The sequence below is a fragment of the Flavisolibacter nicotianae genome (assembly GCF_003628535.1).
GTDB classification, from domain to species: Bacteria; Bacteroidota; Bacteroidia; order Chitinophagales; family Chitinophagaceae; genus Flavisolibacter; species Flavisolibacter nicotianae.
The window spans coordinates 120,640-144,306 of sequence record NZ_RBCI01000002.1 but is presented as its reverse complement, the minus strand read 5'-3'; the positions used below and the strand labels follow the sequence as shown (position 1 = coordinate 144,306).

Here is a 23,667-nt window from a genome sequence, read left to right as displayed (position 1 = left end):
CAGTTTAATGCAGTTGTTGATTCATTTTCTGAGTCCGCAGTCGGCAGTACGCAGTATGCAGTCATGAAGGAGATTGCCTTTTACTGCCTATCGCCGACTGCTTACTGTCTGCTGTTTACATCAGGCAGCAGCGGTTGTTATAGCCTGTCCTTCGTACAGTCCCTGGAAGCCCTCGGTGATGAGCACATCACCGGATTGCAGTCCGCTCTTCACTTCCAGTTTGTCGCCGTACAGTTCACCCACGGTGATGGTGCGTTTGCGGGCAACCATCTTGTTTCCTTCTTTCACAGCCACCATCACATACTTTCCTTTTTCATCGTTCTGCAGCACATTCACCGGGATGGTAACAGCGTTGCCGGCAGCGTAATCCTGGATTTTTACCACGGCAATCTGGTTGGGCCGCAGTTCGGGTGTGGAAGGAATACGGGCCTCGATGTAGAACGCACGGTTGGTCGGATCGATGGTGCGGCCGGCCACCGTCACTTTTGCGTTCAGTGTGCGGTTCAGGTCAGGCAGAAATACCAGCACATCAGAACCAACCTTCACTTTGTTCAGGTAATTTTCCGGCACCTGTGCGACCACTTTCAGATCGCTGGTGTTGACGATGCGGATTTGCGGACCGGCAGCCGTTGCACCCACGAACATCTCACCTACACGAACGCTGACGATATCAGCCACACCGGAGGCCGGCGCTGTCACCGTCATCATGGAAGCCTGCTTCTGGATCACCCCGATCTGCTGGCGAAGGGTGTTCACCTGCGTTTGCGCATTCAACACAGTTTGATAGGTACCAATTCCCTGGTCGAACAGGTTCTTGGTGCGGCGGTAGGTGTCTTCGGCCGTCGCCAGTTGCACACGCAACGGTTCGATCTGCTGGCGGATCATCTGGTCGTCGAGGCGGGCCAGCACCTGTCCTTTGCGCACCGTCTGTCCCTGTGTGACGTACAGAGCTTTTACAATGCCGCCCTGCCCGTTGGGAGGCGCCACGTATGAAATGTTCTGCGCATCCAGCTTGCCCTGCAGGTCGATGTAGTGTTGAAAATTATCCGGAGCAACCGGCATGACAGCCACCAGCTTTGGCTTGGCCGCAACCGTGGTGTCCAGTTTGGATATCTCTTTTTCCAGTGTTACGATCTCAGTAGTGATCTTTTCCTGTTCGGTCTTCAGTTCAGTCAGTCTTGCTTTCTTGTCGTTCAAATCGCCGGCTTTGTCTTTTTTGCTGGAACCACAGGAAGCGGCGACCAGTGAAGAAATCAAAACGGCTCCAATCAAATACTTTTTCATGTATGTCTGTTTAGATAGTGGTTGATGTTTTTTAAAGCTGCTAGCGAGAAACAAAAGCTCGCAGCTTTTCTATTGCAGTTTCCCGGTGGCTTTTAAATAATCGATTTTGGCATTGATGGCATCGTAGGTTGCCAGGATATAATTGTTCTGGGCCACGAGCAGGTCGCTTTGCGCAGTGGAAATTTCCGTGTTAGAACCAACGCCGTTCTGGAACTTCAGGCGGGTTTGGTCGTACACCTGCTGGGCCAGTTCCATGTTGCGCTTTTGGTTGTCGAGCGTGGCCAGGGCATTGCGGTAATTGTTGGCGGCCTGCTGCACTTCCTTGTCGATGGAAAGCTTCAGCGCTTCCATGTTGTTCACCGTTTGCTGCAACTGCAGCTTGGCCTTGTCGATACGGGCATCTTTGGCAAAGCCGCTGAAGATGGGCACATTGATGTTCAGACCGATGAGCGAACTGGGATTCCAGCGTCCGCCAAAACCAAACTTATTGGCCTGCCGGATATAGTTGTAGTTGGACGAAAGCGAAACCGTAGGCAGCTTGCTCAACTCGTAGCGCCGGATGTTGAACTCGCCCAACTGTTTGCCCAGTTCCGCGTACTGGTATTCCTTGCGATCGCTGTAATTGTATTGCGATGCATCCAGCACACCGTTGCGGATATCCTCGTAGGTAATGTTGTCGGTCAGGATCAGCGAATCCTGGATCGGCATACCGATCAACAGCTTCAGCCCGATGTAACCGTTGTTGATGCTGTTGAGTGCCTTTTCCCGTTCCGTCTGCAGGTTGGAGAGCTGCACTTCCAGCTTGCTGATGTCCAGCTTTTCGGCAAAGCCGTTCTCGAACAGCTTTTTCGTGTCGCTCGAAAACTTTTGTACCCGTGCAATGTTGGCATCGAGAATGCTGATCTGGCTTTTGCTGGCGGCCAGTTGGTAGTAAATCTTGTACACATTGGCCCTGATGCTCTCTTCGGTTACTTCGGCTGCTTTGCGGGCCCATTGCATGGAGGCATTTCGGGCCTGCAGGCCGATGAACACCTGCCCGTCGAAAAGCAATTGCTGCAGGTTAACCCCCACAGAGTTGGAGAACTTGGTCCCGAACTGTGCCTGGATATAACCAATGTCATTGGGCATTTTGATGTCGGCACCGCTGCCGTTCTTCACGCCTTCGTCGATCAGCACGCCGTAGACGGCAGGTGAAATAAAGTTGGGCAGTGTTTGCACGGCAACATTGGGGAAATAGTTAACTCCCGCATTTCCGTTGATCTGCGGAAAGGCCGAGGCCGTGATTTCTTTGTTGGTTTGCTCCTGGATTTGCACATCCAGCAGCGCATTCTTGATCTGTGCACTGTTTTTCTGTGCATACTCGACAGCTTGTTTGGCAGAAAATTCGTGCCGCTGCTGGGCCTGTGCCGTGCCGGCAAAAAGCACAAACAGGAACGGCATCCATCTCAGTTGTTTCATTTTTTCGTGCGTTGCGTTTTGTATTTCTGAATCAGCTTTTGCCCTTTGGGAGTGGCCAAGCCGTATAAAAAGTGTTCAAAGAGTTGTTGTTCGATGTGGATCAATTGGGTGCGGTTATCGGGAAAAACATCAACATTGAACGGTAGCATGACGCTTTCGATGCGAAAGCGGGCTATGACGTCCACGTCGATATCGGGTCGGTAGAGCTCTTCTTCCATTCCCCGCTCCAGGTTGCTGACGATCATCTTGTATAGAAAACCGTACTTGAACTCGTGGAATTTCTTAAACGCCGCCGGGTGGTATTTTTCCATCTCGTACAAAACCACAGGGTTCATGTTGGTAAAAACCTCCTGCATCATATCATAGGAAAGGAAAATTTCGTGGATCGGATTTTCTGCCCGTTTCTGGTCCAGCAGGCACTGGTGCCGGTTGTGGTCCATCACCTGCAGAAAGCAGGCGCTCACCAGTTCTTCCTTGTCGGCAAAATGCTGGTACAGGGTCTTCTTCGACATACCAAGGGCAGCGGCAATATCATCCATCGACACCGAACGGATACCAAAGCGGTTGAACTGCTCGTGCGACTTTACCAGGATGCGTTCTTTTGTCTCCATAATCGGGGAACAAAACTATGGAAACTTTTTCCGTTGCCAAAGTTTCCGCCATTAATTTTTTATGAACCTTCACATTTCAGGGATGAATGGCGGGACAGTACATTTGCGGTATGAACAATGAGTCAACAGAGGGAAAGGCGTTTCGGTTCAACAAGCTGCTGCAGTATTTTTTGCAGGGCCTGCTGGTGCTTGCACCCATTGCCGTCACCATTTACGCCGTGTATTCCATTGTCTCGTTCATTGATAACCAGGTACCGATCTTTACCGCACGGGACGGCGAAGGCAGACTCCATGTGCGCAACTACGGGCTGGGTTTCCTGGCCGTGATCGTGGGCATTGTTTTCATTGGCTACATCAGCACGTTTTTTATCCAGAACCGCGTGTTCAACCTGTTTGATGACCTGCTGAAACGGACGCCGGGCATTCGTTTTATTTATTCAACCACCAAGGAGTTTTTCGAGGCCTTTGCCGGGGAGAAAAAGAAATTCAACAAACCGGTGCTGGCCAATATCGACGACAACGATGTGTGGCGGGTGGGCTTCATCACACAGGACGAAGCCAAGGACTTTGGCTTCATCGACTACGTAGCCGTTTATATTCCCATGTCGTACTCGATCGCCGGCAATGTGTACATCCTGCCCAAAACACGGGTTCGGCAGGTGACCAATATCAATGCAACCGACGCCATGAAGTTTGCCATCAGCGGTGGCGTGACGGATGTGGAGGAGCAGAGGAACCAATAGGCAATTGGCAGTTGGCAGTTGATAATAAGCGGAAAAGAAGGTAAATTGAGATTCCCATAAACCAACTGCCATGAGTGTACAACATTTCAAACAAACAAAAGTCTACCAGAAGGCATTTAGTTTGGCAATGGAGATTTTTGAAATCACCCGAAAGTTTCCTGCGGAAGAAAAGTTTTCCCTTACCGATCAAGTCAGACGATCGTCGCGAAGTGTTTGCGCCTGCCTTGCAGAAGCTTATAGGAAGAAGCAATATCCGGCCCATTTTCTTTCAAAAATTTCAGACGCAGACATGGAAAATTCCGAAACCAGTGTATGGCTGGATTTTGCTGCATCGTGTCGCTATATCACAAAAGAAAAACAGCAGGACCTGCTAAACCAACAAATAGAAGTAGGCAAACTTCTGGGACACATGATCAGCAACCCTGAAAAGTATTAGCTCAACAAGTTATGCCTTTTGTTCAATCCCCCTTGTCAATTGCACATTGTCAATTGCCGATTGATGAATAAAATACTACCTATTATCTTCCTGTGTCACCTTGCCAAAACAGCCTTCTGCTGGGGCTTCTTTGCCCACCAGAAAATCAATTACGACGCAGTCTTCCTGCTGCCGCCGCAGATGCTTCTCTTTTACAAGCAAAACATCCAGTTTCTTTCCGAACACGCCACAGACCCCGACAAGCGGCGCTACCTTCTCCCCGAAGAAGGATCGCGGCACTACATCGACATCGATCTTTACGGAACCTACCCATTTCCTGTACTGCCACACCGGTGGGACAGCGCCATTGCCAAATTCGGCACCGATACGGTGCAGGCAAACGGCATCGTGCCCTGGTGGGTGCAAACGATGAAAGCAAGGCTGACAAATGCGTTTAAAGAAAATGACGGCGCAAAGATCCTGAAGCTTTCTGCCGACATCGGCCATTACATTGCCGATGCACATGTACCGCTGCACGCCAACAGCAACCACAACGGACAGCAAACGGGCCAGCAAGGAATCCACGGTTTTTGGGAAAGCCGTATGCCGGAATTGCTGGCCGATAAGGAGTGGGATTTCTTTATCGGTCATGCACAGTACATTCCGAATACGCAGGACTTTATCTGGAAACGGGTGCTGGAAAGTGCTGCTGCCGCCGACACAGTTTTGCAAACCGAAAAACAACTTTCCGCTTCCTTCCCCGCCGGCCAGCGTTATGCATTTGAAACGCGTAACGGCGTTTTGCTCCGGCAATACTCCTCCGCTTATTCGCTTGCCTACAACCGCCTGCTCAACGGCATGATCGAACGGCGTATGCGGCAGGCCATCTTTGCCGTTGCTTCTTTTTGGTACACGGCCTGGGTCGATGCCGGGCAGCCCGACCTTTCTTTACTCATGCAACAAAATTTCACCGAAACCGACCGTAAAGAATTTGAAGAATTGAATCTCGCCTGGCGTTCTGCCACCATCATCGGTCGCAAAGAAGAGAATTGAACATACGAGCAAGGCATGATGAAGTTAGAGGTGGTTTAGCCTCATCTCACCTTTCCGCTTTGAGAAAGAAATTTATTAGAAGTGAAAGATGAACAGAGGAGATCACGTCAACATTCGCTACACCTCGTTCACCTGTTCTGCGGTTCGAATCATTTCTCGCCTTCCTCCGCTGTTCCACCGCTCCCGCGCCTTTCCGTTGAAGACGACTATATTTGTAGACATTCAAACAAAGCCATGTTGACAAATACAACGGAAAACACCGGCCTGCGTCTTTTCAACAAGAAAACAGGTCACAAGCACAATTTCAATGCAGGTCCTTCTATCCTTCCCAGGGAAGTGTTTGAGGAAGCCAGCCGTGCCGTAATGAACTACAACGAGACGGGTCTATCCATCCTGGAGATCGGCCACCGCACGAAGATTTTCCAGGCGGTGATCGATGAAGCCATCAGCACGCTGAAAGAACTGATGCACCTCGACGCATCGCACGAGGTGCTGTTTCTCCATGGAGGTGCGTCCACGCAGTTTTTCCAGGTTCCCATGAACCTGCTGGATGAAAAGCGCACAGCCGCTTATACCGACACGGGCATCTGGGGCGCCAAGGCCATCAAAGAAGCAAAGCTCTATGGCAACGTGGACGTCGTCTGCAGTTCCAAAGCCGACAACTATACCTATCTGCCAAAACAATTTGATGTAAAAAAAGACGCAGCCTACCTCCACCTCACGACCAACAACACGGTTTATGGTACGCAGTGGCAGGACCTGTCGCTGTTCTACGACAAAGGCGTACCGCTGGTGGCCGATATGAGCTCGGATATCCTGAGCCGCGACCTGGACTTTAACCGCTTTGACCTGATTTATGCCGGTGCCCAAAAAAACATCGGCGCTGCCGGTGTCAATGTGGTGGTCGTGAAAAAAGACATTCTCGGTAAGGTCAGCCGGTCGTTACCGACGATGATGGATTACCGCAACCACATCGAAAACGGGTCGCTGCTCAATACGCCGCCGGTCTTTGCCATTTATGTGTGCATGCTCACGCTGCGCTGGCTGAAAAACGTTGGCGGCGTTAGCGCCATCGAAAAGGTAAACAACGAAAAGGCAACACTTTTATACGATACGCTGGACAGCCTGCCGGTGTTCAAAGGCACCGTTGCCAAAGAAGACCGCAGCAAGATGAACGCCGTGTTTGTAGCACAGGACGAAGCAACGGAAAAAGAGTTTCTCTCGCTTTGCGAACAGGAAGGAATGATTGGCGTAAAAGGCCATCGTTCGGTGGGCGGTTTCCGTGCCTCGATGTACAATGCACTGCCGCTCGAAAGTGTACAGGCTATCACTGACCTGATGAAATATTTTGCACAGCGGAAAGGCTAAAGGATTTCATTTAAATTGAAAAAACAACCATCGTACAAGACTCCGAAGTAGTACGTGCGGAGTCTTGTCTCTTTTACTTTTCAAGGAATATTTTACCGAGTATAAATTCAGTAATTCGTATTTCAAAAATTATCCATGAGGAAACAGGTTCCTTTTGCTTTTCTGCTTTTCTTTTTATTGAGTAACGTCTCTTATTCGCAAGAGAACAATACACCTAAATCAACGTTTTTTCTATCGGCGGGCTATGGGTTGGCTGGAAGCTTCTTTGTAAGAAGCTATCAGGAATTTTCTCCTATACAGAGATACAAGACTTTTTATAAAAAAAACTTTATCGGAGTTTCGCAAAATGCTGCGATAGGAGTGAATTTAAAAAGAAATTGGGAGGTAAGATTCGGCATCAATTTTCAACATTTTACCAGAAGAATAAAATCACTGGACACCCTTAACAATGTCCAAATTGACCTCAGCCACGATATTCATCACAGAGATTACATGTGGTTTGGCAGTCTGGCTAAAAAGCTGGAAAAGAAAAGTCATCTTTTTGCATTTGGCCTGGGTCTATATTATTTAAGACCTAAACAACAAGAAGTAGAGATCTTTTATCCAAACTATTTTGGTGATGTAGAAAGAGATTTTAAAAACAGCAGACTTAATGAAGGGGGCGCTTTTACAGAATTGGCTTACGAGTATAAATTCCAACCCAAAGTGAACATTGGCGTAAAAACCCAGTTTTATTATACCATTTCTGCTGGCTATTCAGAATCCATTACATTGTTCCCTTACATTAAAATTTTGTTTTAATAAACTTCCGCTCTTTACGAAAAAGGCTAAGCAACTGCTTAGCCTTTTAAAACTTACTGATGTATTCCTGCCGGTAACGGATAGATTTCGAAAGAGTGCCAAAACAGTCAGGTTTCTATTCACCATTGACCATTCACTATTCACGTCTTTAGCTTCTGTACGGAAGCTTTTTGGCGATCCAGTTACTGTAATGTTCTATCAACCCCTCTACGTTCGCAGGCAGGTCGGTGCCGCCATCGCGGTAGGTTTTCCAGAGCAACTGGCTGTCAGCCGCATCATAGAGCGAGCAGTTGATGCTGACATCCGACGCATTCAAGCCAGGCCCGATGGTTGCCGTTTTCGACAACACATTCACCACCGTTCGGGCAGCGGCAAGCCCGTAGGCCACGCCGTCGCTCATGTTTTTGTTGTGGCTCAGTGTTGTCATGATCACGGCATCCACACCAAGCAGGCGGGCAATCTGTTCCGGTTGCTGGTCGTACAGGGTTTCAAGGGTGAAGCCCTTTTCTTTCAGGATAGCATTGGTTTTTTGCGTGGCCTGGAAACGCACCGGTTGGCCTTTTTTGTTTTTCTGTGTCTGCTTCAGTATAAACGACTGCAGCGACTCCTGGAAAACATAACCCCATTTTTCATTGGCCGCTTTCACGTCGGCCTCGGTTGTGTTTTTGGCTACATGTCCCGACTGCACGATTTTCACCGGCAGGATGGCAACGGTTTGGTGGCGGGCTGTTTTTTGCGCAAACTCCGGCGACCGGTAAATGGCTTTGTTGGTGCCGCAGGAAAAAAGAAAAAGAGTGAGGGCAGAAAGTAAAACTGTTCTCATACACGTCTGGTTTAGTGGTTTAATCGATGTCTTAAAGCAAGAAAAGAATGCGTGCTGTTGGTGTTAACAGATTTCGAATTAGGAATTCCTTAGCAGTGAAAGCGAACCCCCTAAATTTGCAGCCATGGCAATCATCAAACCTTTCCGGGCTTTGCGGCCGCACAACGAATACGCGGCACAGGTAGCCTCGCGTCCTTACGACGTGCTGAATTCAGAAGAAGCAAGAAAAGAAACAGAGGGCAACCTGCTTTCGTTCCTGCACGTTACCAAGGCCGAAATCGACTTGCCGGCCGACGTAGATATTCACAGCGAATCCGTGTACCAAAAAGCGGCGGACAACCTGGCGCATTTTATCGACCGCAAGATCCTGTTCCAGGATGAGAATCCCTGCTACTACATTTACGAGCTGGCCTGGAAAGGACGCACCCAGACAGGACTGGTCTGCGTATCGTCGGTGGAAGACTATTTCAACGATGTTATCAAAAAACACGAGTTCACACGCCCCGAAAAAGAGAAGGACCGCATCGATCACATGCGCACCATCCGGGCACAAACGGGTAATGTGTTTTTGGCCTGCAAAGACATCCGGGAACTGAACAACATTTTCGAACACTGGAAGGCGCACAACAATGCGACCTATTCCTTTACAGCCGATGACGGCGTCACGCATGCCGTGTGGGTGGTGGATGCCCTTGCCACGATCGACTCCATTACGCACCTCTTTGCTGAAAAAGTTCCGGCTACCTATATTGCCGACGGCCACCACCGCGCCGCTTCGGCAGCCAAGGTGAGCCAGGCCTTGCCGGACAGTGAAGACGCCCGGTATTTTCTAACAACCATCTTCCCCGCCAACCAGTTGGCGATCCTCGATTACAACCGCCTCGCCAAAGACCTGAACGGCCTGAGCGAAGAGGACTTTTTGCAAAAGCTGAACGAGGCCTTCGACGTGGAAAAAGCCACTGCCGCTGTTCATCCCGAATCGCTGCACCAGTTTGGCATGTACCTCGATAAGCAATGGTACACGCTCAAAGCCAAAGAAGGCAGTTACAGTGAAGACCCCATCGGCATTTTGGACGTGACCATTTTGCAAAACAACGTACTCGACAAAATCCTCGGCATCAAAGACCCACGGACCGACAACCGCGTGGATTTCGTTGGCGGCATCCGCGGACTGACCGAACTGGAAAAAAGGGTAAACAGTGGCGATGCCAAAGTAGCCTTCAGCCTGTATCCCGTGAGCATCGACCAACTGTTTGCAATTGCCGACAGCGGGCAGGTCATGCCCCCCAAAAGCACCTGGTTTGAGCCCAAGCTGCGGGATGGCCTGCTCACCCACCGCATTTGACAAAGTCTTATAAATCTCCTAAAACCCAAGCCCAACAAGTCTTCAAGGCCGTTGGGCTTATCTTTATCCTTTATTTTGACGTATGAAACACCTTTTTGTTGCCCTGGCTCTTTTCTCCGCTACAGCTGCGTTGGCGCAGTCGGCCCACGAAACGGCCTACAGCTTTATGAAAACCGGCGACCATGACAATGCCATCCTGGTGCTGAACAAAGCCATCCAGGCCGAGCCGCAAAACGAACAATTGCTCCAGGACCTGGCACTGGCCTATTACTATAAAAAAGATTTTGCCCAGGCAAGAACCTACGCCAAGCAGATCGCCGACCGCGATGACGCCGACGTGGCTTCCTACCAGATTGCCGGCACTGTGTACCGTGCTCTCGAAGAAACCAAGGAAGCCGAAAAAGTGTACAGAAAGGCCATGAAAAAATATCCCAACAGCGGCGTGTTGTACAGCGAGTACGGCGAAATGCTGTGGAGCAAGAACGACGACGGCGCCATCCGCCAGTGGGAAAAAGGCATTGAGATGGACCCGGCCTATGCCGGCAATTACTATCATGCCGCCACGTACTACCACGATACGAAAGACAAGGTATGGTCGCTGATCTACGGCGAGATTTTCGTGAACATGGAATACCTCACCGAAAGGGCAACCGAAGTCAAAAAAATCCTGTTGCGGGATTACAAGGAAAAACTGTTTCTGAACAGGGAGGCAGACGCCGCAAAGAATCTTTCGCCGTTTGCCAGCGCCGTTTATGAAACACTGCAAAAGCAGGCCTCTCTCACGGCAAAAGGCCTGACGGTGGAAACCCTCACCATGATCCGCACCAAATTTATTCTGGACTGGTTCAACAAATACGGCGATAAATTTCCTTTCCGTCTTTTCGATTACCAACGCCAGTTGATTCGCGAAGGGATGTTTGAAGCCTACAACCAATGGCTTTTCGGACCGGTAGACAATCTCGCAGGATTTGACCTGTGGACAAGGACACACAGCGACGCTTACAAGCAGTTTACCAGTTTCCAGCGCAACCGGGTGTTCAAAATGCCGGCCGGCCAGTTTTATGGCGTAAAGGAAAAATAGCAGCAAAGCAAGTAGCCGTTTGATACGGTCGCACTTCCCCATAAAAAAACCTCCTGAACACGCAGGAGGTTTTTTTATGAAGGAGGGAAATTTGACAGGAAGGCGACTGGTCACTGATCACTCATCATTCTTCGTTCTCATTGCTTAAAGAAAATAGCCGTGGCAAATTGATTAGCCGATTGTACCACCATGGAGTACACGCCGGTTTGCAGGCTGCCCAGTTCAAAGGTCCACGTGTTGGCTCCCACGACGGCGCTTCGGGTATAGCTTCTGATGAGCACACCGGTGCCGTTGTAAATCCGTACCGACACCGTTTGCTGCACCAGCGAGCGGAACACGGCTGTCAAATTATTCACAACCGGGTTGGGCGCCAGAGTAAGTTGCGGCTGCGCATTGCCGGCCACGGTAATGGGTTTGCAGATCTTTGTTTCGCAACCTTCTCTTGTTTTGATGGAAACACAAACCGTGTAGGTGCCCGGCGTTCCAAACGCATGCTTTACTTCTTTGCCGCTGGCCGAGGTTCCGTCGCCAAAGGACCACAGGTAACCCGTGGCTTCGTCGTTCGGACCGTGTATGCTGGTTGCCGTAAAGCGGATAACATTTCCATCGCCCAGCGAGTCCGTCATATACCCACCGCAGATGTTGTTGTGCGGCACCCGGATTTCAACCGGCCGGCAGCGTTCTGCCACGCAACCTTCGGCATATTGCACACGGATGCAGACCGTGTACTTGCCCGGCGCCGCATAGCGGTGTGCCACTAACAGTTGCTGCGGATTGACAGGATTGGAAAGGACCACGCAGCTATCAGTGCCATCGCCAAACTTCCAGCAGATTTTTTCCGCCCGGCGATTGGCCTGCAGGCCTACGTAAAACTTTCGTTCGAGGCTGGCCAGGTTGGTTGCCACTTCATTTAGTCCGGCTTCGCAAGAGGTGGGTGGTGGCGCAGGCTGCTCAATGGTGAATGCCTGGCAGGAACGGCTTTCGCAACCGCCATCGTACCGGATGCTGACGCAGGCCTCGTAGCGTCCGTTTTGTGCATAACGGTGTTCTACCCAATAATCGCCGGTATAGGTAGATGTGTATTCCACGCAGGTGTCTTTGCCATCGCCAAAAGTCCAACAAACGCGGAGGGGTTTTTTGTGCAGGCTGCTCCAGGGTTTTGCAACGAACCGACGGCCCAGCGGCGTTGCCGTGATGGATTGTACGGCCATTTCGGCGCGGCAGCTATCTTTGTCGGCTTCAATCTTTGGCACCGTAACGGTGGAACATTTTTCGGCCACGCAGCCACCGTCAAACTTCACGCGGAGACAGGCTGTGTAGACACCGCTTTCCTGGTAACGATGCATCATCAGCAAATAACGGTCGGGGATCGAACTGTTGGTGAAGGTGCGGCAGCTATCGGTGCCGTCGCCAAACTTCCAGCAAACTTCCAGCACCCTTCCGGCATTGCTTTGCCCATAGCCATAAAATTTGATGAAACGGGTAGGCTTGGCTCCTTCCATTGAATCAACCCACTGAAAGGCTGCCGTGCAAACTTGCTGAATCGTCAGCGACCTGCAGGCTGAGCCAACCAAAACCGAGTCGTGCGAGTTGGTGGGATAACGGTAAATCTTCAGGCACACTTCATAAGAGGCGGCCCTGGCGTACTGATGGTGCGTGCCGTCGGCAGCACCGGTAACAGCCCGGTTACCGTCGCCAAAGCTCCAGTAGGCTTTTTTAACGCCGTCGCCCAAATTGCGGCTTTGGTTTGTAAAGTTGGCATTGGACGTCGCAGCGTCGATGGTAAATCCAAAATTGACAGAGGGAACAGTTTGCGCAGAAAGCAAAAGACCGCAACAGGCGGCAGCAAGCAAAAGCAATGTTTTTCTCATACAGAATTGACTTGTGCAGAAGATCGGGTTTCCTCACAGGTACAACAGCGTCGCCTAACTGACAGGGAAAAGAAAGACAGGTTTAATCAATTGCAAACAAAACGTGAAAGAAAGTTTAGGCCACGTCCCGCTGGTGTTGGATCACAAAGTCGATTGTTTCTTCCAACGGGCTGGAAATGCGGGCAATGGCATCGTTAATATCATCCCGGCTTACCTGCGCGGCAAACGAAGGCGTTTTTAGTTTTTTCTGGATGCTTTTTACATCCATGCCATCGTAGCGAGCCGGACGAACGAGGGCCGCCGCGTGGATAAAGCCCGACAGCTCGTCAAATACATAGATCATATGGTCCATCTTCGACTCCGGTTCCACACCAAAATGCTTTGGCCCGTGCGAGGCAATGCAGCGGATAATGGACGAATCGATTTTGCGACGCTCCAACTCTTCCACAATCATGCGGCAGTGCTCCGTAGGGTGCTTTTCCCAGTCGGCATCATGCAGCAGGCCCGCGAGCCACCACTTGTGCGCTTCTTCCTCCGGAAGGTGTTCCCTTTCGAGAGCCCAGGCTTTCATCACGGCGGCTACCTGTTTCATGTGCAGGCGAAGGCGTTCGTTCTCCACCCAGGAGTTTAAAAGATCGAGTGCTTCCTTTTCGGATAAAACAGTGCCGGCATTTGCGGGATCGCCAAAAGTTGTTCTGCCAAGGGGTTGAATTGCGTCTGCCATAAGATGGGCAGCAAGATACAGTGTGTTTGAACTTCTTCCTTCCAGTAAACTGTAAATATTCAATAGCAGCCTCGTGGCGCAAGCCATTTTGCTTGCCTTACACGGCACTTTTCATCCTTCGGATTGCATTTGTCATCTTTCGATAAAAAACGCACCTTTTATGTACAGCTTTCCACTGCTTTTTTTTGTCCATTCTGATTGAAGAAAAGCGTACCCTCACCGCACTCCTACAAAAACGGTTCTTACAATAACCAAAGCTGAATTACCATGCGGGTTATCGGCCTACGAAGCGTATTCAATCATATTAAACACCAAACCATGGGTAAACTATTCTTGCTGACAATGCTTTTGCTTTGCAGCGATTGTGCCTTTGCACAAAACCGGACAATCACGGGACAGGTGAAGGACAATAAGGGCGAAGCGGTTCCATCTGCGACAGTCACAGAGGTAGGCACACGGAACACCGTACTGGCAGATCAGAACGGAAACTTTTCAATCACCGTCAAACCCGGAGCACAAATCAGTGTGTCGGCTTCCGGCCACCAGACACAAACGTTAACAGCCAACGCCAGCACGCTGAATTTTGTGCTGCCGGCAACGGAAGCCCAGATGAACGAGGTTGTTGTTACTGCTTTGGGCATACGCCGGGAGCGGCGTTCGCTGACCTATGCCACGCAAACCATCAATAGCAATGAACTCAACCGGTCCGGCACCGGAAATCCGCTCAGCGAACTGGAAGGCAAAGCAGCCGGCCTGACGGTCATCAACAGTTCCGGCGACCCGGGTAGCGGAACCTATATTCGTTTACGCGGTGTAACGTCCATCACGGGAGAAAATCAGCCCCTGATGGTGGTCGATGGCATTCCCATTGATAACTCCATCAACAATTACGACCCCACTTCTGCCACGCCCAATGTCAGTGGCGCCAACGCCAACCTGACGGGTGGCACTGTTCCAACAAACAGAGGCATTGACATCAACCCAAATGACATTGAATCAATTACGGTGTTGAAAGGTCCTGCAGCCACGGCCTTGTACGGGATCAGGGCAGCCAGCGGCGCTTTGATCATTACCACCAAAAAAGGTGCGGTGGGTCAGCGCATGAGCATTGATTTTAATTCTTCTGTCACCTGGAGCCAAACCAACCGGTTGCCGGAACTGCAGGAGAAATATTCGCAGGGTTCCAACGGCATATACGCCGGGCCGAAGGGAAACGCCAACAGGCGCATCACCTGGGGTGCCGCACTGGACACCCTGTTCTGGGATGGAAATATTAACGAATGGGATCCGCACGGAAACATTGTTGGGAAATCAAGCCCCTTGGCAAAGATCCCCGTAACACCATATGACCGCTATGAATTCTTTAAAACAGGACTTGCCGTAAACAACAATATTGCGTTGTCGGGAAATACCGACCGCTCAAGTTTTCGGGCCTCTATCGGCAACGTGTACCAGACCGGTGTGGTGCCGAAAACGCAATACAACAAAACCAATTTTTCCCTGAATGGCCAAACAAAGCTCACGAATCAACTAAGCATCTCCGGCAGCCTCAACTACATTAATTCGTACAACAACAAAGTGCAGCAAGGGTCAAACGTTTCCGGCGTGATGTTAGGGCTGCTGCGTACACCACCCAATTTTGACAATGCGTACGGCCTGGCAAATGCCGCCGATGACGAACGGGCTTACGTGATTGCATCCACGGGCGACCAGCGAAACTACCGCGGCGGCGCCGGTTACGACAACCCGTATTGGACCGTGAACCGCAACCCGTTTAAAGAAAACGTTAACCGGGTGATTGGCAACCTGCAAACCACCTATCAGTTTGCCGATTGGATCACCGTTGCCTACCGTCTAGGGGGCGATGTCTATTCGCAGGATTCCAAAAACTTTTACGATATCAATTCCAACGCCTTTCGGGCGGGCAAAGGAATCGTAAACGGATATTTCAACAGCCAGTACAATTCCGATTTCACGGTTACGGTGAAGAAAACATTCAGCAATGATTTCAATGGATCCTTGCTTTTGGGGCACAACTATTTCTACAGTTCCTTCTCCAGTCGTACCACTGTTGGCGATGCGTTGATTGCGCCAAAGTATTTTGATATCTCTAACGCCCTGTCTTATTCGGCCGTTGAAGCGGATCAGCTCAAACGCACCATGGCATTTTACGGAAATGCTGATCTATCCTTCCGGAACATGCTGTTTTTAAATCTGACAGGCCGGCGTGAAACCTCCTCAACCCTGCCGGAGAATAACCGCAACTTCTTTTATCCCTCGGCAGGGCTGACCTGGGTATTTACCGAATTACCGGGTTTGAAAACAAACAGTTCCACGCTGTCGTTTGGCAAGCTGCGCCTGTCGTATGCACAGGTCGGAAAAGACGCCCCGGTCTTCGGGTCAAAGACCTATTATGTTCCCGGTGCTTTCAACGATGGCTTTACATCCGGCATTTTGTTCCCGATCAACAACGGCACACCCATTGGCGGCTACCAGCTCACATCCCTGATTTCTGTGATCGGCAACCCCAATCTAAAGCCGGAAAGAACCTCCTCCTACGAAGCAGGACTTGAGCTAGGCTTCCTGCGGAGCCGGATCAATCTTTCGGCAACGTATTATTATTCCAAAACAACAGATGCGATTTTCACTGTGCCGTTCACCTACAGCACAGGCTTTGCTTCGCAACTGCTGAATGCAGGCGTGATTACCAACAGGGGTGTTGAACTGAGCCTCAACACCAACCCTGTCCGGGGAAGGAACTTCAACTGGGATTTGAACTTAAACTGGTCACTGAACCGCAACAAAGTCGAAAAGCTATATCCGGGAATTGACAAAGTGCTGATTGCCGGTTTCCAAAACGGTGAGATTGATGCGTTTGAAGGAAAGCCGTTTGGCCAGATCTACGGCAGTGTGTACCAACGGGCCAGCACAACAACGGATAACGGCAAGAACATTCCCACTGGCGACCTGTTGATCAACGACGATAAAAGCAGTCCGGGCTACGGCATGCCCATCGTTGCAGCAAAGAACGCCATCATAGGCGACATCAATCCCGACTGGCAGGGCGCTGTCATCAACAACTTTTCATTCAAAGGCCTCTCGCTGAACGTCCAGATCGATGTTCGCAGAGGCGGTGATATTTGGAATGGCACCAGGGGCGCTATCAGTTACTTCGGCACGTCGAAAGAAACAGAGAGCCGGGGCACCACAAAAATGTTTAGTGGTCTATCCGGACACCTGAATGCGGCCGGGGAAGTGGTGCACTTCGATGCAAACGGCAACGAGGTGTCCGGCCCGGGAAGTGCCAACAATGCAACCGTTGCGTTGAACCAATACTACTGGCAGAATGTGGGAAGCAGCTTTATCGGCCCTTCCGAACCGGATGTGGAGGATGGCTCCTTCGTTAAACTACGGCAGGTAGGTCTTACGTATGCCCTGCCGGCTTCGCTCCTGGGAAAAACATTCCGATCGTTGACTCTTTCAGTGTTTGCCAACAACATCATTCTTCATACCCGCTATACTGGTGTGGACCCGGAAACCAGCCTGGCAGGACCGGCAAACGGGCAGGGGCTGGATTACTTCAACAATCCGGGTACCAGGAATTATGGCATTCGACTCAATGTCGGTTTATAAACCTCAAAAAACGAGTTATGCAATCCCACAACAACAGATACTCCTCCCTGGCGTTTATACTCCTTGTATTGCTATTGCAGGTTTCCTGTAAAAAGGAAACATTTACAAGAGCCAACATCAATCCCAACTCTCCGGCAACCGTAACGCCGGACAACATCCTGCCGATTGTCGAAACAGCGTTAGCATACACAGAAGGTGGCGACGTGGCCAGGTTTTCATCACTTTTTGTGCAGCAAGCCGTTGGTTTTTCGCGGCAGGCGGAAGCTTATTACAATTACGTGCTGACCTCTACCGACTTTGATACGCCCTGGGGCAACCTGTACACGTCGGTGATGGGCAATGACAGGGACCTGATGCAGAAAGCCGATGCGGCCGGCGATAACCGGTACAGCGGGATTTCGCGAATCCTGATGGCCTACAGTCTTCAGCTCCTGGTGGACATGTGGGGGGATGTGCCGTATTCGGAAGCCTTAGCTGGCGAAGCCAATACACATCCGGCTTACAACAATGCCAAGGCGCTTTATGACACCATTCAAAGTTTAACCAATGCCGGCATTGCACAACTCACCAACCCCAATGCCGGCGGACGAAAACCCGGTACAGACGACCTGATTTATGGAGGAGACGCTTCGAAGTGGATCAAATTCGGCCATGCCATCAAAGCCAGGCTTTTCATTCATCAAAGCAAGGGAGACCCTGCGATGGCAACCAGTGCCTTGGCTGAAGCCAACCAGGCTTTTGAAAGCAATAACGACAATGCACAATTTGTTTTTGGCACTGCAGAAACCTTTGCCAACCCGGTGTATCAATTCAACGAACAGCGAGGAGACATTGATTATGCCTCCGGCACGTTGGCCGACAAGCTGACTACACTACAGGATCCGCGTTTGAACATTCTAATGGACCCGAATTATAACGATGTGAATGGGGCAGGCATTGGTTCGTATTACGGCGATATCAATGGGCATGTAGAGTTCATCACGTACGACGAGATGTTGTTCGTGAAAGCCGAGGCAACCTTGCGCTCTACCGGAAATGTTGCGCTTGCACAATCTTATTATCGGGCTGCCATTACTGCAAACATGGAAAAATTAGGCGTTGCATCCGGGGATATTACCACCTACCTCGCTGCAAACGGCACTTTGCCTGCAACGGTTTCCAACGCTCTTGCACAATTGGCCCAGCAGGAATGGATAGCCCTCTACCTGAATCCGGAGGCCTGGACGCTTTGGCGCAGAACCGGCTCACCGAACCTTACGCCAGTGGCGGGCAGCGTGGGTGTTCCGCGCCGTTTTCTGTATCCAACAAACGAATATTCGCTAAACGCCGCACATGCACCGCAAGCCACTTTGTCCACACCAAAAATTTTCTGGGATAAATAGCGCTGCAGGAATGCCTGCTTAGAAAACAATTCATGCGGGTTGCAGTCTTTTATGAGGACAGGAAAAAGACAGACAAATGATTTTTTGTCATTTTAAACCAGTGACAACCTGGTAAAAATTATGCTTGCGCTTGCGTCTGCGGTAACAGTACAGTGAATACGGCACCCTTTCCCGCTTCTGCCGTGGCGAAGATTTCGCCGTGGTGGTTTTCAACGATTTTTTTGCAAATCGACAGGCCAATCCCGTTACCGCCATACTGGCTTCTATCGTTCAGGCGCTGAAAGACGACAAAAATCTTTTGGGCATATTCGGGCCTGAAGCCAATGCCGTTATCGGCAAAAGTGATCTTGTGATAAGCAACCGGCAAGAGCGAAGGATAAGCTGCACGTTCTTCTTCACGCAGAGGGGAGGCTTCGATCGTGATTTCGAGCGGTTCTTCCTGCCGGCCGAATTTCAGGGCGTTGTTCAGCAGGTTAAAAAACAACTGGCTGAGCTGAAACGAGACGCCTTCCACGACCGGCAATTCGTTTTTATGGATCGTGGCCGCTTTTTCTTTGATCAGCAACTCGGCATCGTCGATCGTGTGCTGCAAGAGTATGTTCAGGTCAACCGCTGTAAACGATCGCTGGATGTTGGAAAGCGTGGAATAATTCAGCAGGTCCGTGATCAGCGTTGACATGCGGCTGGCCGATTGCACAACTTTTTCCATGCTTGCCACCGCTTTGGTGTTGGACGGATCGGTATGCTGCTGCGCCAGTTGCCCAAACATCTGGATCTTGCGCAAGGGTTCTTTCAGGTCGTGGCTCGAGACATAGGTGAACTGTTGCAGTTCATCGTTCAGCTTTACCAGTTCCGCTGTTCGTTCCGCCACCCTTTTCTCCAGTTCCTTCTCCATGTTTTTGCGCTCCGTAATGTCGCGGCTGACGGTGGCCATGACTGATGGTTTGCCTTTGCTGTCGTGGATCATAAACACACTGTAAATCACCCACACCGGCGCACCGGTTTGAAAATGTCGGAAGCGGATCTCGACTTCGCCATGCCCTTCCTTCAGCACAGCGGGGAAAAAAGTCTCCTTCAGGTAGGCATGGTCTTCCGGGAAGAAACAATCCCACAAACTGGCCTGCATGACATCGCCTTCGATACCGAGCATACCGATGCCGGCTTTGTTGACATAAAGCGTTTTCATGTTCATGTCGCACATGCCGATGAAGTCGCGGCTGTAGTGCGACAGCGACAAGAACTTCTCCCGCTCTTCTTCCACCATTTTTTGCTGGGTGATGTCGTACACGATCCCGACGATCTTGTACGGCTTCTGCTGCTCGTCGAAATAATACTGCCCGAAGACCTCGATCCAGTTCATCGTGCCGTCTCTCCTGACCACACGGCTTTCGTACTGCAGCTTGCCGGTGGTAAGCGCCTGTTCGTGTGCCTTTTGCCTCACCGGCAGGTCATCGGGATGGATTTTGGAAATATAGTTGGGATGTGTATGAGTGGGGTCGGTATCAAACAATTCATTGAGGCGGACCGACGCGATCATTTCGTCGGTCAGCAGGTTGAGTTCGTAGGTTCCCAGCTTTGCTGATTCCACCGCCAGGCGGGCTCTTTCCTCCGCGCTTTCGATCGCTCGTCTTGCAATGACCTGCTGCGTGATGTCGATGGCAATCACCAGGATGCTGTGCACGTTTTTGTCTTCATCAAAAAGCGGCTCGTACACAAAATTGACATAGACCTGTTCTTCCACGCCGTTGCGCAGCAAGGACACAGGCTGCTCATAACCGAAATAAGGTTTGCCCGACGTTCGTACGCCGTTGAGCAAGGCGTCGAATCCCTGCTCCCTGGCCTCCGGCAGCACGTCCCAAAGCGGGTGGCTGACAAAACCCTCCCGCTTCCTGCCCACCAGGGCCAGGTATTGCTCATTGGCAAGATCCACGACATAGTCCTCGCCGGCCAGCAGGCAAATGCCCACCGGCGCCTGCATGATGAGGCTGCGGAAGTTCTTTTCGCTTTCTTCGAGTTTGCGTTTTGTTTTGACCTGCTCCGTTACATCGATGGCCATGTTCAAAATACCATACACCTTACCGTCGGTATCCCGCAGGGGCTTGTAGCTGAAGTTGAAGAAAAAGGTTTGCAATTGCCCTTCCACCATCAGTTCCCCTTTGTCCTCGGTTGCCTGGTACATCTGGCCCGTGGTAAACACATCGTGCAGCAGGCCATGGAACGGCTGTCCTTCCAGCTCGGGCAGGGCTTCGCGAACGGTTTTGCCAATGACCGATTTGTCCTTGCCCCAGAGCTTGATCATGGCATCGTTGGCCCACTGGATGCGCATTTCTTCGCCAATGTAGATGGCCGTGGCGACGGGGGCTTCCTGCACCAGGTTACGGAAGCGCTTTTCGCTGTCCTCCAGTTCTTTTGTTACCACCAGTTCCGGCCGCAGGTCACGAAGGGTCAGGCCCCTGGAAATCACCTTGCCGCTCACCGAATCCCTGATCAGCATATAATTACCGTGGCAGGGTATTTCCTCACCGCTTTGCTGGTGTTTTATCCTTACAAAACCCGACCAAAATCCCGTTGCGTTCAAGGCCGGAATGATTTCCGCCTGAACCCGCCGAAACTGCTCGTCGCTATAAAAATCCTTGATGGTAAGCGTAGACAGGTCGCGATCGGGCTCAATACCGATCAGCATCCGGCCGGCAGCGTTCATATAGGTCATCTGGCCATCGAGGGTGGCCATGGACATATAGTCTTTTGAATGTTCGACAAGCTGCTGCATTTTTTCTTTGCGCTGGCTGGACAAACGTTCTTCCGTTACATTCTGCACCGTGCCGGTAAACTTTTCCGGCTTTCCATCGGCGTCAAAATAGGTCTTCCCTTTTGCACGGATGATGTGGTGCTGGCCCGAGGCCGGGTGAACCACGACATATTCGACGTCATAACGGCCGCCGGACGCCGGGTCGAAAGATCGTTCGATGGCTTGTTGCACCCGTTCCCGGTCGTCGGGATGCATGACATCGACCGCCGATTTAAGGTTAATGTCTGCCACCCCCGACAAGCCAAAGATTTCTTTGGTCTTTTCGTTGCAGCGAAACACCCTGGTCTGCGGATGCAGGTCCCAGGTTCCGAGGTCGCAGGACTCCAGGGCATGGTGCAGTTGCAGGCGCAGTTCTTCGGCCCTTTGCTGCTCCAGCACTTTTTGCGTGGTCTCCTGGCAGATGACCAGGACTCCTTCCACCGTGCCTTCGCTGTTTTTGACCGGGCTATAGTTAAACGTCCAATACGCTTCTTCCGTTTTCCCGTTGCGGTAAATCGGCGCACAAAGGTCCTGGTAAAGACGGGTGCTTTTCCCTTCTTTTACCTCTTCGATCAGGGACCTGATGATGTCCCAGGCTTCCGGCCATACCTGTTCGCCGGCCCGGCCCAGTGCAGACGGGTGTTTGCCACCTGCACCCAATACAGCCCGGAACGCATCGTTGTAAAAACAGGTGTTTTCCCTTCCCCAGAAAAGAGTCATCGGAAAGGCCGAGTGAAGCAGTAAATCCAGCGTGAACCGCAGGTTGTCCGGCCAGTATGCAATGCTGCCCAACGGCGACGCCGACCAGTCGAAATGCCGGATTAAACCAGCCATTTCGCTGTCACCGAGAAACAATGGCTGATTGGCAGCAGTTGCATTCATAAAAAGGGGTAAACAACAAAGTAAGGTGTAAATGCCGAGTTAAAAGGAATAAAATTATGCTGAAAGCAATTTCTAAGGATGATTAACAATTTCAATTTCTTTCTACTTCCCGGTTTGATCAGGCCGTTTCATTCGTGCAGGTCGTATTCCCGGACCAGGGCATCGGCAGGGATGCGCAAACGTTACTCTATAATGGCCATGCAGCCGGTCGCCCTATAAAATTTCCCCCGCTCTCCCGCCCTTTCGTTAAGTCTTTCTAAAACCCATCAAAATTTTTATTGTTTATCAACCACTTACAAAAGCTCCTTGCAAAATAGCTGTTCAATTCCTTGGGTTGTATGGCCTTGGCCGCGTACTTTTGCGCCTCATTAAAAAAACCAGCTACGGGGATGGCCGTGGCGCAAATTTCAATCTCATGAGCAAATTACATTTTACAACCAAGCATGCGAACGCGGCTACCGTGCAGCGCAACTGGTATGTTGTGGACGGTACCAATCAAACCGTTGGACGTATGTGTGCTCGTATTGCAGCGATCCTTCGCGGCAAGAACAAAGCATACTATACGCCTCACGTTGACTGTGGCGACTACGTGATCGTTACCAACGCCGACAAAGTGAAATTCACGGGCAACAAAATGGAAGAAAAAGTGTACGACCACTTCACCGGTTATCCTGGTGGCCGGAAAGAAGAATTGGCCAAAGACCTGCTGAAGCGTCGTCCGGAAGTCATCATCGAAAGAGGCGTAAAAGGCATGCTGCCGAAGAACCGCCTTGGCCGCAAGATGTACAAGAAATTATTTGTGTATGCCGGAGACCAACATCCGCATACGGCACAGCAACCCAAAGAACTGAAATTCTAAAATCAGCTACAAGCCACAAGCTCCAAGTTCCAAGCTTGCAGCCTGCAGCTAAAAGCTAAAAGCTTATTTAAACATGGAAAAGCAAAAAAATAGTGTTGGTCGCCGGAAAGAAGCCGTTACCCGTGTCTTCATCTCCAAAGGCAGCGGCAACATCACTGTAAACGATAAAGACTACAAACAATATTTTTCACTGGTGTACCTGCAAAACCAGGTAGAGCGTCCGCTGAAGACCATTGAAGCAGCCGACAAGTTTGATGTAAAAATCAATGCAACCGGTGGTGGTGTAAAAGGACAGGCTGAAGCCGCCATGCTGGGCATTGCCCGTGCCCTGGTGGAAATCAACGCCGACTTCCGCCCGGCCCTGAAAGCAGCCGGCTTGCTGAAACGCGATCCACGTTCTGTAGAGCGTAAGAAGTTTGGTAAGAAGAAAGCCCGCAGAAGCTACCAGTTCTCGAAGAGATAATTTGCTAGCAGCCGTCAGCTATCAGTTATCAGGTTTTCTCCGATGGCTGATGGCTGAAAGCTGACAGCCGAAAGCAACAAATT

Annotated in this window: 18 protein-coding genes; 11 read left to right on the top strand and 7 right to left on the bottom strand. The window is 50.8% G+C overall.

The window, feature by feature from the left end; all coding sequences use genetic code 11:
* Positions 1–120 precede the first annotated feature (120 nt).
* The 3 genes from D6024_RS05525 to D6024_RS05515 all read right to left on the bottom strand — a co-directional run bounded on the left by D6024_RS05525 (position 121) and on the right by D6024_RS05515 (position 3,353).
* Positions 121–1,284: an efflux RND transporter periplasmic adaptor subunit gene (locus tag D6024_RS05525; protein WP_121353604.1), complete on the bottom strand. Its 1,164-nt coding sequence runs from the start codon at positions 1,282–1,284 to the stop codon at positions 121–123.
* A gap of 69 nt (positions 1,285–1,353) precedes the next feature.
* A complete protein-coding gene (locus D6024_RS05520) occupies positions 1,354–2,742 on the bottom strand; it encodes a TolC family protein (protein WP_121353603.1) in 1,389 nt (462 codons plus the stop codon).
* Positions 2,739–3,353: a TetR/AcrR family transcriptional regulator gene (locus D6024_RS05515; protein ID WP_121353602.1), complete on the bottom strand. Its 615-nt coding sequence runs from the start codon at positions 3,351–3,353 to the stop codon at positions 2,739–2,741. The genes D6024_RS05520 and D6024_RS05515 overlap by 4 nt, the downstream gene beginning before the upstream one ends.
* Positions 3,354–3,463: 110 nt before the next feature.
* On the opposite strand from D6024_RS05515, the gene D6024_RS05510 reads away from it, so the two are divergent.
* From D6024_RS05510 to D6024_RS05490, 5 genes are all read left to right on the top strand, one after another.
* Complete coding sequence (locus D6024_RS05510; protein WP_121354126.1) at positions 3,464–4,096, top strand: DUF502 domain-containing protein; 633 nt, start codon at positions 3,464–3,466, stop codon at positions 4,094–4,096.
* A gap of 70 nt (positions 4,097–4,166) precedes the next feature.
* Positions 4,167–4,532 carry a four helix bundle protein gene (locus D6024_RS05505; protein WP_121353601.1) on the top strand — a complete coding sequence of 122 codons (366 nt, stop codon included), beginning with the start codon at positions 4,167–4,169 and terminating at the stop codon, positions 4,530–4,532.
* 63 nt (positions 4,533–4,595) lie between these two features.
* The gene (locus D6024_RS05500) at positions 4,596–5,564 is read left to right on the top strand and encodes a zinc dependent phospholipase C family protein (protein WP_121353600.1); all 969 of its coding nucleotides are present in this window, start codon (positions 4,596–4,598) and stop codon (positions 5,562–5,564) included.
* A 234-nt stretch (positions 5,565–5,798) separates the two neighbouring features.
* The gene (serC, locus tag D6024_RS05495; protein WP_121353599.1) at positions 5,799–6,932 is read left to right on the top strand and encodes a 3-phosphoserine/phosphohydroxythreonine transaminase; all 1,134 of its coding nucleotides are present in this window, start codon (positions 5,799–5,801) and stop codon (positions 6,930–6,932) included.
* A 135-nt stretch (positions 6,933–7,067) separates the two neighbouring features.
* A complete protein-coding gene (locus tag D6024_RS05490; RefSeq protein ID WP_121353598.1) occupies positions 7,068–7,733 on the top strand; it encodes a hypothetical protein in 666 nt (221 codons plus the stop codon).
* Between the two features lie 148 nt (positions 7,734–7,881).
* Here D6024_RS05490 and D6024_RS05485 read toward each other — a convergent pair whose 3' ends face one another.
* On the bottom strand, positions 7,882–8,556 hold the full coding sequence (locus D6024_RS05485) for a hypothetical protein (RefSeq protein ID WP_121353597.1): 675 nt from the start codon (positions 8,554–8,556) through the stop codon (positions 7,882–7,884).
* Between the two features lie 124 nt (positions 8,557–8,680).
* Between D6024_RS05485 and D6024_RS05480 the strand changes: the two genes are divergently transcribed.
* Together D6024_RS05480 and D6024_RS05475 are read left to right on the top strand one after the other, a co-directional pair.
* Complete coding sequence (locus D6024_RS05480) at positions 8,681–9,901, top strand: DUF1015 domain-containing protein (protein WP_121353596.1); 1,221 nt, start codon at positions 8,681–8,683, stop codon at positions 9,899–9,901.
* Positions 9,902–9,983: 82 nt separating this feature from the next.
* On the top strand, positions 9,984–10,982 hold the full coding sequence (locus D6024_RS05475) for a tetratricopeptide repeat protein (RefSeq protein ID WP_121353595.1): 999 nt from the start codon (positions 9,984–9,986) through the stop codon (positions 10,980–10,982).
* Between the two features lie 137 nt (positions 10,983–11,119).
* Here D6024_RS05475 and D6024_RS05470 read toward each other — a convergent pair whose 3' ends face one another.
* Together D6024_RS05470 and D6024_RS05465 are read right to left on the bottom strand one after the other, a co-directional pair.
* A complete protein-coding gene (locus tag D6024_RS05470; protein WP_121353594.1) occupies positions 11,120–12,853 on the bottom strand; it encodes a PKD domain-containing protein in 1,734 nt (577 codons plus the stop codon).
* A gap of 115 nt (positions 12,854–12,968) precedes the next feature.
* A complete protein-coding gene (locus D6024_RS05465) occupies positions 12,969–13,577 on the bottom strand; it encodes an HD domain-containing protein (RefSeq protein ID WP_121353593.1) in 609 nt (202 codons plus the stop codon).
* Between the two features lie 318 nt (positions 13,578–13,895).
* On the opposite strand from D6024_RS05465, the gene D6024_RS05460 reads away from it, so the two are divergent.
* Together D6024_RS05460 and D6024_RS05455 are read left to right on the top strand one after the other, a co-directional pair.
* Positions 13,896–17,210 (top strand): SusC/RagA family TonB-linked outer membrane protein, encoded by a 3,315-nt coding sequence (locus tag D6024_RS05460; protein WP_162944567.1) that lies wholly within the window; start codon positions 13,896–13,898, stop codon positions 17,208–17,210.
* A gap of 17 nt (positions 17,211–17,227) precedes the next feature.
* A complete protein-coding gene (locus D6024_RS05455) occupies positions 17,228–18,592 on the top strand; it encodes a SusD/RagB family nutrient-binding outer membrane lipoprotein (RefSeq protein WP_121353591.1) in 1,365 nt (454 codons plus the stop codon).
* Positions 18,593–18,710: 118 nt separating this feature from the next.
* On the opposite strand, the gene D6024_RS05450 is transcribed toward D6024_RS05455, so the two are convergent.
* Positions 18,711–22,262, bottom strand: coding sequence for a PAS domain S-box protein (locus D6024_RS05450; RefSeq protein ID WP_121353590.1), 3,552 nt, complete (start codon positions 22,260–22,262; stop codon positions 18,711–18,713).
* Positions 22,263–22,677: 415 nt separating this feature from the next.
* On the opposite strand from D6024_RS05450, the gene rplM reads away from it, so the two are divergent.
* Positions 22,678–23,121: a 50S ribosomal protein L13 gene (gene rplM, locus D6024_RS05445; protein ID WP_121354125.1), complete on the top strand. Its 444-nt coding sequence runs from the start codon at positions 22,678–22,680 to the stop codon at positions 23,119–23,121.
* A 73-nt stretch (positions 23,122–23,194) separates the two neighbouring features.
* The gene (gene rpsI, locus D6024_RS05440) at positions 23,195–23,584 is read left to right on the top strand and encodes a 30S ribosomal protein S9 (protein WP_121353589.1); all 390 of its coding nucleotides are present in this window, start codon (positions 23,195–23,197) and stop codon (positions 23,582–23,584) included.
* Positions 23,585–23,667: the final 83 nt, after the last annotated feature.

Bases quoted from the DNA above. Each gene is read 5' to 3' on its own strand.
- D6024_RS05505 (WP_121353601.1), top strand. From the start codon at position 4,167: ATGAGTGTACAACATTTCAAACAAACAAAAGTCTACCAGAAGGCATTT.
- D6024_RS05480 (WP_121353596.1), top strand. From the start codon at position 8,681: ATGGCAATCATCAAACCTTTCCGGGCTTTGCGGCCGCACAACGAATAC.
- D6024_RS05490 (WP_121353598.1), top strand. From the start codon at position 7,068: ATGAGGAAACAGGTTCCTTTTGCTTTTCTGCTTTTCTTTTTATTGAGT.
- D6024_RS05455 (WP_121353591.1), top strand. From the start codon at position 17,228: ATGCAATCCCACAACAACAGATACTCCTCCCTGGCGTTTATACTCCTT.
- rplM (WP_121354125.1), top strand. From the start codon at position 22,678: ATGAGCAAATTACATTTTACAACCAAGCATGCGAACGCGGCTACCGTG.
- D6024_RS05470 (WP_121353594.1), bottom strand. From the start codon at position 12,853: ATGAGAAAAACATTGCTTTTGCTTGCTGCCGCCTGTTGCGGTCTTTTG.
- D6024_RS05515 (WP_121353602.1), bottom strand. From the start codon at position 3,353: ATGGAGACAAAAGAACGCATCCTGGTAAAGTCGCACGAGCAGTTCAAC.
- D6024_RS05510 (WP_121354126.1), top strand. From the start codon at position 3,464: ATGAACAATGAGTCAACAGAGGGAAAGGCGTTTCGGTTCAACAAGCTG.
- D6024_RS05475 (WP_121353595.1), top strand. From the start codon at position 9,984: ATGAAACACCTTTTTGTTGCCCTGGCTCTTTTCTCCGCTACAGCTGCG.
- D6024_RS05465 (WP_121353593.1), bottom strand. From the start codon at position 13,577: ATGGCAGACGCAATTCAACCCCTTGGCAGAACAACTTTTGGCGATCCC.
- rpsI (WP_121353589.1), top strand. From the start codon at position 23,195: ATGGAAAAGCAAAAAAATAGTGTTGGTCGCCGGAAAGAAGCCGTTACC.
- D6024_RS05500 (WP_121353600.1), top strand. From the start codon at position 4,596: ATGAATAAAATACTACCTATTATCTTCCTGTGTCACCTTGCCAAAACA.
- D6024_RS05525 (WP_121353604.1), bottom strand. From the start codon at position 1,284: ATGAAAAAGTATTTGATTGGAGCCGTTTTGATTTCTTCACTGGTCGCC.
- serC (WP_121353599.1), top strand. From the start codon at position 5,799: ATGTTGACAAATACAACGGAAAACACCGGCCTGCGTCTTTTCAACAAG.
- D6024_RS05485 (WP_121353597.1), bottom strand. From the start codon at position 8,556: ATGAGAACAGTTTTACTTTCTGCCCTCACTCTTTTTCTTTTTTCCTGC.
- D6024_RS05460 (WP_162944567.1), top strand. From the start codon at position 13,896: ATGGGTAAACTATTCTTGCTGACAATGCTTTTGCTTTGCAGCGATTGT.
- D6024_RS05520 (WP_121353603.1), bottom strand. From the start codon at position 2,742: ATGAAACAACTGAGATGGATGCCGTTCCTGTTTGTGCTTTTTGCCGGC.
- D6024_RS05450 (WP_121353590.1), bottom strand. From the start codon at position 22,262: ATGAATGCAACTGCTGCCAATCAGCCATTGTTTCTCGGTGACAGCGAA.